Genomic DNA, 7042 nt, shown 5'->3' with positions numbered 1-7042 from the left:
GATTGCGTTGCTGTACGAGGGGCTCGTGGGTATGGCTCCAACGATCGGCGCAATCGTCGGCCGGGCGGCAGCCGTTGCTGAGGCGCGTGGGGCCGAAATCGGGATGGCGCTGCTGGAAGAAGTGCCGGCCGAAGCGGTCAAGAGCTATCAGCCTTATTGGGCGCTGAGCGCCCATTTGTTCAAGCGGATGCAGAGGTTCGAAGAGGCCCGTGCCGCATATAGCCGCTCCATCGGACTGTGCATGGATCCTTCCATTCGCAAGTTTCTGGAGAAGCAAGCTGGAGAATGTTAGTTGTCAGGTCTGTCGTCATGGATTTCCATATCCAGGGACAGACCTTTTTTGGTGTTGTTCTCAAAATGCTTGGAATCGGCAGGGGTACTACTATTATCAATCATTAGCTCCCAACCAGGACCCATAGAAATTGTGCATCATTATGATAGAAAAATGAACATTGATGGGTGTTATGTTGATTTATTATAATTAGACTACAACACTAGAGATAATCGTTTATTAGACAGACAGCGATTTAACTCCAAGACCTCATCGTGATGGTGAGGTTTTCACGTGTATTGTCCTTTTGTCAGTAACAAATAATAACAATCATTACTGGCATGTTTACGTAGAGTGTTTACGAAAACTATTTGATCCGAAAGTGGTGAGCACCATGGAGTTAACAGCAACCAAGCAACAGAATATAGGCAAAATCGGATCCGTTCAATACTTACCGGTGAATTTATTCGCCGCTGTTATGGGAATTTCAGGTCTTTCCTCATCCTGGAGTCTCTCCCACCAGCTCTTTCACACGTCGGCTGTAATATCTGACCTCACAGGAGCTATAGCCATTCTCGTATTCATAGTACTATCTATGGGTTTCTTGGTGAAATGGATTCGTTATCCTCAGAAGGTAGCAGCAGAGTTCACACATCCGATAGCCGGAAATTTTTTCGGTACCATACCAATTGCGATTTTGCTGTTATCATCTATTTTGAGTCCATATCAGAAGGGGCTTAGTGAATCTGTCTGGATAATAGGTATGATTCTCACATTAGGGTTAAGTTATATAATCATATCCCGCTTACTTAAAGGTAAATTGGATCCAACTCATGCGGTTCCTGCCTGGCTAATTCCCTGCGTCGGCGTACTTGATATTGCCGTAACCGGCGGAACAATGCCCTTTGCTTGGGCGCATGAAGTCAATTTATTGAGTCTTGCAATTGGTGGTTTTAACGCACTCATATTTTTCACGCTGATTATCAATCGTTTAATCCATCATGAGTCGCTAGGCATTGGCTTGATGCCTTCGATGATGATCTTGATCGCACCATTTGAAGTAGGGTTCTTGGGCTATACCAATTCCTTGCAGCGAATCGACAACTTTGCAGCCATATTATTTTATTTTGGTCTTTTCCTCTTTATCGTGCTAGCTGTTAAAGTATTTAAGAAAACCATTTATTTTGGAGCATCCTGGTGGGCTGTTAGCTTTCCTATGGCAGCACTTAGTAATGCCGCGTTAAAATATGCGATACATGTGAATACTTGGCCATTAAAAGTTATTGCAGCGTTGATCCTTTTGATTTTAACGATTGTCATCATCGTTTTATTTGTTCGTACGCTCATTAATTTGTTCAACGGAAAGCTATTGCAAGGGTGAAACCCGAGGTGAATGAGGATGGAATTAAGGCAACTCGAATATTTCATGACGACCTGCGAAGAACTACATTTTACTCGGGCCGCAGAAAAGCTTGGTATTACACAGCCTACGTTAAGTCATCAAATAAAGGCAATTGAGAATGAGCTTGGTGTTCGATTGTTTGATCGAATTGGTAAAAAGACGATGATCACTGAAGCAGGTATGATCTTGTACCAACAATCCCATAAGGCTATAAGATCTTTGACAAGTGCACGCGAGCAAATTCAAGAGCTACAGAAAGTAGAACGCGGCACTTTATCGATTGGAGCCTTGCCGGGAGAATTAAATGAACTCGCTTCATCACTTTTAGTTGACTATCATCGCAAGTATCCGAATATACGCATAAAGTTGATTGCAAATGATGATGTTGTTGAACGGGTCCTGCAAAATGAACTAGACTTTGCCATTTCCATTTTACCTGTAGAACATGATAAATTGGCGTTTAAGCCTCTATATAGAGAAGCCTTCTTTTTCGTGACTACCGCTAACCATCCTTTGGCCAGCTATCCTCAAATTAATTTTGAGGAATTAGTAACAACTCCAATTGTGATGTTTCCTGAAACACACCGATGCCGACAATTGATTGATTCCACTTGTCAAAATGCAGGTCTAGAATTAAAGCCTTTTATTGAAACAACAACGATCGATTCTTTATTTAATTTAGTAAGGTCCGGGATAGGAGCCACTATTCTCTCTAAAACATTAATCGAGATGCAACAATATGAAGATTTAATCATCATTCCAATCGTAAACCCCAAGCTCTGCCGAGAAGTAGGAATCGTTTATCATAAAGATAAATATTTGGGACAGGCAGCAAGTGGTTATATCGATCTGATTATTTCTTACATTAAGTCCATTAAGAAAGAAGAACCTACAGCATATTGCGATCAAGCCTCGGGCGTGTAATACGCAGAGGCTTTTTACTATTTGCTATTTGTTTAGCGCTGTGTGGAAGGTACTGCCGCTTGAGCAGTGGGGCTGTCTATCGTTATTCTCGTCCACTGAAAGGAAAAAGTAACACGTAAAGAGAGTTAATACTTTGTTAATAATTCATTTAGATGGATTCAATAAGCGTATATTAAAATAAATGGTAAGGAAACGTTTCCCGCAAATTGTGTTTAAAGGAGAACAAAGATGAAACTTAGCAAAAAATCAATTACTGTACTTTCATTCACGCTTGGAGCCTGTCTATTCGTATCTACCGCTTTCGCCGATGCGCTGCTTGGATCCGGGTATGACCGGTTGAAAGATTCAGCCAAAAACACTGCTGCTCTGATGGAAAAGGATCTAAACAACTATACGGTCGAGGCGCTGTATTCATTGAAAGATAATGATCAAACCTTACTTCAATCTTCCATGTTCGCGAAAATGGACACGGTAAACCAGGTGTCTGAGGAAAATACGGTGACAAAAACCGCAAAGGGCGAAACCACCTCCAGTTATTCCTATTCCGACAAGAAGCTTTCAGTTAGGAAAAACGGTATGGATAATACCTATTACGTAACAGAATATCCGGCTGATGTGAACCGTAAAGGTCCAGCTGATTTCAGTAACCCTTTTAAAGAAAACGGAGCAGCGGAGATAGAAAAAATTGTTGACGCTGTGGTTGGCTCTTTGAAAGATTATGTACAAGTAGAGGAAGGGACTAACGGCGGGAAAATGTATTCGGGAAGCTTGTCCGAGGCACAGGTGCCGGCACTCGTGAATGCTGTCTCCTCCTTTGGTATCAAGCAGATGCTTAATGAGCAGAGAGATTTACCGAAAATAGAGAGCGATATTTTTGTGAAAAAGGTTGTAGGTACGGCCGTTGAAAATAAAGCAGGCTATCTGGAAAATGTGACAGGTGATATAACCCTGTCAGGAAAAGATAAAAACGGTGTTCAGCATGACTTAATCTTAAATGTCATTGTAAAGCTCTCTGAGATTGGCAATACGAAGATTGCCATGCCTGACCTAACAGGCTCAAAGGTTGAGAAGGTCAGTTATTCAGGCGGATTTAGCAGTAAATATGTGGGAACATATAAAAATGATATCATTATGGACAAAGACGGTAAGTTCGTGAAGATTGGCGAGAGAACGGTTGAAGTCACAAGCGTAAACGGTGATAAAGTGACAGGAAAGTATTCAGAGACCGTTTATCCTGGTTTTGAGAACGAGTATCCAAACAAGGATGCATTTAATTTTGAATACAATCCGGCGACATCTTCAGCTTTTACTTACACAGATGCGAAGGGTGAACAGAAAAACGGAATGATTCATCCAAACTCTGCTGGCAAGGTGTATTTTGAAATGAATGTAGAGGTCATCGATAAAAACTCGTGGAAATCTAACTCGAAACCATATTATGATGGAGAATTTAGACGCATATTTGAATAGAAATGATGTTCAGGAGGCTGCTGATGCGGCTTCCTGAGCATTTTTGGGGAGATGATGAATTGACAGTCAAGGCGATTGAAATAAACGACTTAACCAAGTCATTTAAGAATGGCCGGGGAATCAGCGAGTTGAACTTAGAAGTAGATCAAGGGGATATATTCGGTTTTCTAGGACCAAATGGCGCAGGGAAGACGACAGCCATGAAGATGATAACAGGACTTATGAAACCGGATCGAGGCGATGTGAAGATTTTCGGAGCGAGCATTTTAGAAGACTTTGTCAATGCGATGAAACACGTAGGCTGTATGATTGAAACAGCGGAATCGTATCCCTATTTGACGGCAAATGAAAACCTGAAACTGTTTGCGAGGTTCTATCCAGAAATTGATCAGCGAAGAATCGATGAATGTCTTGAAATCACAGGGATGCTGAAATATAAAAATGAGAAATCACAAAAATTTTCGCTCGGGATGAAACAAAGACTGGGGATAGCGGCGGCGATTCTATCGAGACCGAAACTGTTAATTTTGGACGAGCCTTTAAACGGACTGGATGTAGAGGGGATGCTGGAGATGAGGAAGTTGATCAAACAGCTTTCCCAGGAAGGCACGACTTTTTTTATTTCCAGCCACTTGATTCACGATGTGGAACTAACGTGCACAAGAATCGGGATTATTTACGGCGGCAAGCTGGTCAACGTAGAATATACCCAACATATTCTGTCATATTATTCGTCGCTTGAGAACTATTTTGTTAGTGAGGTGGACAGGAATGGTAGGGTTTAAAGCTGCATTTATTAATGAAGCCGTGAAGCTGCTTAAAAAGAAAAAAATGATGGCAGCCGCGATATTGTCCATTCTTGCCGTAATGATTGGTCAAATTGCCGTGACAACGATAAAGCATGGCCTTGGATTAAGAGTTGTAGGGAGTGTTGAATTTCCCATTGTAGTTCTGTCGTTTATTGCTTATACGCTTTTACCGTTGTTTGCTATCTTTGTAGCGATCGATATGTTTAACGGTGAATCCTCATCGAATACGATGAAAATAACACTTTTAAGACCGGTCTCCAGATTCGGTGTTTTTAGTGCGAAGGTTTTGAATTTGGCTCTATTTATTGCTGGGAACCTTTTGTTTGTCATGTTTCTTTCGCTACTGGCTGGTTTTATATTTAATCCTTCGTCCGCCAGCCTGCTTGGGATCGTAAAGGTCATTGTGTCATATGGCTTAACTTTTTTTCCTGTATTTGTGTTTGCGCTTATCGTTGTGCTGTTATCCAATGTGATTCAAGGAGGACTAGCCGTATTTTTCCTCTCCATTCTTGTGTTTATTGGTTTTAATTTTCTGGGCATTGTGTTCTCATCCTATTCGAGTTTTTTTATCACATCGATGTTTGACTGGTATACCCTCTGGATTTCTGAATCAATCAATGTCTTTAAAATATTCCGCCAGATCTTAATCATGTCTGGTTGTGGTATCATGTTATTTACTACGGGATATTACTTGTTTGACAGCAAGGATATGTAGAAAGGAATATACATGCACTTAACGAAACGTTTTTTCACGATGAATACGCTGGCTGTGCTGCTTTCCATTGGCTTGACGATCCTGGCTGTCATTATTTTTGTTGCTGCTTATACGAAAGTTTTTGGCCGCGAAGCCGATATGAAGGAGTTTCAGAAAGTGTTTGAGGTCAGGGCAGCGATCAGTGAGATCAAAAGAGAAGCGATGACCTTGGGGTTCGAGCAGCTCTTGGATAAGAAATATCAACAAGAGCTCTCTGATCGAGTGAACGTTTTGGATGCCAGTGCCATCATTTTAGTGGGTAGAGAAGTTTTGTACACCACTCAAAATTTCAATAAGATAGATATCGAGAAAAGCCTAATGCTGTCCGGCGACAGGTCTAATCGCGATGAGATAGAGCTTGATGGCAAAACGTATATGTTTACCCGAGCGGATTACAAACTTCCGTCCGGCGATACGGGCATTCTGCTGCTGCTTGCGCCAATCAAGGTGAAAACAAGCTTTTATTTGCTGCTTGGCATCTTTACGGTCAGTTTTTTTACGGTTGTTTTTTTGCTAATGAATTTTTGGATTTCGTATAAGTTCTCACGCGGAATTATTTTACCGATATCCAGATTAAAGGACGCCGCTATAAAAATAAGGGAAGGGGATCTAAGCGGCGAGATTTCCGAAGAAGGCGAAGGTGAGATTCGGGAATTAGGCAGAACCTTGGAGTTAATGCGGATCAAGTTGAAGGAGTCTGTCTATTTACAGCAAAAATATGATGATAACAGGAAGTTTTTAGTTTCAAGTATTTCTCATGACTTAAAGACGCCTGTGACTTCCATTAAAGGATATATCGAAGGGATTATCGATGGGGTAGCCAAGACGCCTGAGAAAATGGAGGAGTATCTGGAAACCGCCCGATCCAAAGCTATTTTGGTAAACGCGATGATTGATGATCTCCTTTTATATTCTAAGCTCGATTTGAACCAGCTTCCTTACCATTTTGAGAAGAGTGATTTGGCGAGTTATTTCGAGGATTGCGTCGCGGATCATAAATATGAGTGTGAAAAGGCTAATTTATCCTTAGAGCTAATCAATGAATTAAAGGAGCCTGTCAAAGTATTAATAGATCGTGAAAGATTAAAGAGGGTCGTACAAAACATTCTTGATAATGCTATGACGTATGCAGAAAAAGCAAATGGAAAAATTGACATTATACTCAGGGAAACTAGAACGTCTACTATTATAGAAATTAAGGACAATGGAAAAGGAATACCCGAGAACAAACTACCCTTCATATTTGAACGATTTTATCAGGTAGACCCTTCAAGAAAAAGCGGCAGTGGACTAGGTCTAGCTATAGCTAAGCAAATTGTAGAAGGGCACGACGGGAAAATATGGGCTAAAAGCAATGTAGGAGAGGGAACCGGGATCATGATATCTCTTAAGAAGTTCTAACATGTCTGGAG

6 protein-coding genes and 1 pseudogene are annotated in these 7042 nt (G+C 41.3%); all 7 read left to right on the top strand.

All coding sequences use genetic code 11. From position 1 onward, the window contains the following. Positions 1 to 292: pseudogene (locus tag GC098_RS20650) on the top strand (RNA polymerase subunit sigma-70); the annotation flags it as partial. A gap of 373 nt (positions 293 to 665) precedes the next feature. Beyond that, on the top strand, positions 666 to 1652 hold the full coding sequence (locus GC098_RS20645) for an SLAC1 anion channel family protein (protein ID WP_171645137.1): 987 nt from the start codon (positions 666 to 668) through the stop codon (positions 1650 to 1652). Between the two features lie 18 nt (positions 1653 to 1670). Then, entirely contained in the window at positions 1671 to 2597 is a 927-nt protein-coding gene (locus GC098_RS20640; RefSeq protein ID WP_171645136.1) for a LysR family transcriptional regulator, read from the top strand. A gap of 228 nt (positions 2598 to 2825) precedes the next feature. Further along, the gene (locus tag GC098_RS20635) at positions 2826 to 4067 is read left to right on the top strand and encodes a hypothetical protein (RefSeq protein WP_171645135.1); all 1242 of its coding nucleotides are present in this window, start codon (positions 2826 to 2828) and stop codon (positions 4065 to 4067) included. A 23-nt stretch (positions 4068 to 4090) separates the two neighbouring features. After that, positions 4091 to 4852 carry an ABC transporter ATP-binding protein gene (locus GC098_RS20630; RefSeq protein WP_171645134.1) on the top strand — a complete coding sequence of 254 codons (762 nt, stop codon included), beginning with the start codon at positions 4091 to 4093 and terminating at the stop codon, positions 4850 to 4852. Further along, the gene (locus GC098_RS20625) at positions 4839 to 5591 is read left to right on the top strand and encodes an ABC transporter permease (RefSeq protein WP_171645133.1); all 753 of its coding nucleotides are present in this window, start codon (positions 4839 to 4841) and stop codon (positions 5589 to 5591) included. The genes GC098_RS20630 and GC098_RS20625 overlap by 14 nt, the downstream gene beginning before the upstream one ends. Before the next feature lie 12 nt (positions 5592 to 5603). Continuing rightward, positions 5604 to 7031 carry a sensor histidine kinase gene (locus tag GC098_RS20620; RefSeq protein WP_171645132.1) on the top strand — a complete coding sequence of 476 codons (1428 nt, stop codon included), beginning with the start codon at positions 5604 to 5606 and terminating at the stop codon, positions 7029 to 7031. Positions 7032 to 7042: the final 11 nt, after the last annotated feature.

Origin of the sequence: Paenibacillus phytorum (genome assembly GCF_013141715.1) — a bacterium.
GTDB lineage: Bacteria > Bacillota > Bacilli > Paenibacillales > NBRC-103111 > Paenibacillus_E > Paenibacillus_E phytorum.
This window is presented reverse-complemented; position numbering and strand designations above follow the sequence as displayed.

Coding starts and splice junctions, on each gene's coding strand:
- GC098_RS20645 (WP_171645137.1), top strand. CDS start 666: ATGGAGTTAACAGCAACCAAGCAACAGAATATAGGCAAAATCGGATCC.
- GC098_RS20640 (WP_171645136.1), top strand. CDS start 1,671: ATGGAATTAAGGCAACTCGAATATTTCATGACGACCTGCGAAGAACTA.
- GC098_RS20635 (WP_171645135.1), top strand. CDS start 2,826: ATGAAACTTAGCAAAAAATCAATTACTGTACTTTCATTCACGCTTGGA.
- GC098_RS20630 (WP_171645134.1), top strand. CDS start 4,091: ATGCGGCTTCCTGAGCATTTTTGGGGAGATGATGAATTGACAGTCAAG.
- GC098_RS20625 (WP_171645133.1), top strand. CDS start 4,839: ATGGTAGGGTTTAAAGCTGCATTTATTAATGAAGCCGTGAAGCTGCTT.
- GC098_RS20620 (WP_171645132.1), top strand. CDS start 5,604: ATGCACTTAACGAAACGTTTTTTCACGATGAATACGCTGGCTGTGCTG.